Source organism: Aeromonas sp. R2-2 (genome assembly GCF_040908355.1).
GTDB classification, from domain to species: Bacteria; Pseudomonadota; Gammaproteobacteria; order Enterobacterales; family Aeromonadaceae; genus Aeromonas; species Aeromonas veronii.
Window position 1 is genome coordinate 1 of sequence record NZ_JBFODQ010000082.1, and the last position, 2,013, is coordinate 2,013.

1 protein-coding gene and 2 pseudogenes are annotated in these 2,013 nt (G+C 47.7%); 2 read left to right on the plus strand and 1 reads right to left on the minus strand.

Features of this window, described 5'->3' with window-relative positions; all coding sequences use genetic code 11:
• On the plus strand, nucleotides 1-393 hold a 393-nt coding region (locus AB5Z09_RS17700; RefSeq protein ID WP_368195869.1), incomplete at its 5' end, for a transposase.
• 45 nt (nucleotides 394-438) lie between these two features.
• Here AB5Z09_RS17700 and AB5Z09_RS17705 read toward each other — a convergent pair.
• A pseudogene (locus tag AB5Z09_RS17705) lies at nucleotides 439-966 on the minus strand (IS5 family transposase); the annotation flags it as partial.
• Nucleotides 967-1,857: 891 nt separating this feature from the next.
• Here AB5Z09_RS17705 and AB5Z09_RS17710 point away from each other — a divergent pair.
• Nucleotides 1,858-2,013 (plus strand): annotated as a pseudogene (locus AB5Z09_RS17710) (IS4 family transposase); the annotation flags it as partial.

Here is a 2,013-nt window from a genome sequence, read left to right on the forward strand (position 1 = left end):
TACTCACGCAAGATAGTGGGCCATCACGTGCACGAAGGAATGCATGCCGAATCGGTGGCGATGGCGTTCAAGAAAGCACTGAAGCAACGACGTGGCAGCGGTGAACTCATCCATCACTCGGACCGCGGCGTGCAGTATTGCTCGGGGCTGTATCAGTCATTACATGAGCGGTACGGGGTGAAATGCTCGATGACGGATGGGTATGACTGTTACCAGAATGCGTTGGCGGAGCGGGTGAACGGGATTTTGAAAGGAGAGTTATTGCTGCAAAGCCCGCAGGATTTGACGCAAGCGCGGGAAAGGGTGCGTGAAGCGGTGGATATTTACAACGCAGAGCGGCCGCATCATGCGTTGAAATACAGAACCCCCGATGCGGTTCATAGGGGGTTCTGAGTAGAGAAATGCTAGTTGAAAATGTGTAAACCTATTTCAGGACTAGACAGTTGGCAGCACCTCGGCATCATGGACATTCTCCAATGACACTTCTGCTGCCATTATATCGTGGGTTGCCGGGTCCACCGCCAAATGCAACTTGCGCCAGACTCGCCGCTTCTCGGCGCCGTGTTTTTCTGACCTTCCACTCGCCTTCACCAAACACTTTCAGGCCGGTCGAGTCGATAACCAGGTCAGTAATGCGTCCCTTTGGGGGCTGTCGATAAGCTACCGTCACCGAGCGTGCTCGATTGCGACACAGCTATAGTCCAGCGCACACAGCGATACGTTCATCAACTCGCACAGGGAGTCGAGTAGTCCCTGTGTTGCTCGCAGAGTGAGGTTGAAAATCCCCTTGAGCATCAGGAAGGTTGCGATGGTCTGGTCAGTGTAAAGCTGGCTTCGGCTCCGCCGCCCATGATGGTCGTGGTGAAACCAGTTGCTCATGGCCTCGGCATCAACCCAGAAGGTGAGTGAACCACGGTTAATCAAAGACTTGTTGTATTTAGGCCAGTTGTGATGGGGTGAAGCGATATGCTCATGATGCAGACTTGAAGAGGATGGTGGTGATCAGATCACCAAGTCCTCAGTTAGTTCCATTCAAGCGGCATCGATTTGGGAAACAACGCCGCATTAACTCAGTCCTTTGGGTGTGGCTTGTTTTGTTTGGCGACTAATGAGATCGCACAAACTGGACTGAGCTCCCTTCCTCCAGTGATCTACTATTCTTAACAGCTATTTAGACCTGTACAATTTGTTTTTAAATCGATAGGAAATAAGTCATATGAATCAAATTATTAGCTTTACTTAATTCAATTCATTCGATTGGCTTAACGACAGATTTTGACGCATGTGCTCGCATAGCGATAAAGACAGTATCAATAATGTGATTCGATGGTGCATTCTTCCAATGCGATCCTAGGTCAACTGTAATAAATGACAGGTTGTTATTGTGAAGTCATCGTGAGAGCGTCTTTATTGTTGCAAAGATTGCTTTCCATCTTAAGTGTTTGTTTTTTTTATTGTTTTAATGGTTTTCCTGTGTTCGTGTTAGAATTATTCGTTGACCATCAAATTCTCTCTATATACCATGCCGCTCAAAATAGGCATTAATGCCAATATGACCTCATACCATTGAGTTGAGGCTTCGGGTTGTAGATAAATAACAAGAGATATTGTGCTTTTGATAACTAGAGCTTTTGCTTGAAATATATCAAAAGTGCATCGTTGGTGAGTGCCTCTTTGACAAAATCGTCCATAGGATGGCTTAACTGTAATATCTTACAGTTGAGAGGAGGGGTATAAGCTATAAGCTATAGGGTCTTGGGTGACCCCTTAACCATCCCCTCATATGAGCGAGGCGTGGCGCGGCTTCTGAGGTATGATCGCCATCCTTGACCAGCTAATACCCAACAGACTATCCCCATGTTTAACCACGAACTAATCCTCAACCACATCGACGATATATTTGGACAGGACATGCATGCTAAGCGTGTTCTTTCCCTCGCCAATGCTACCCTCGGGGTTATCGAGTCAGGTTCACTGGCCATCCACGCCATCGGTAGTGGCCTCTCCTTGGCC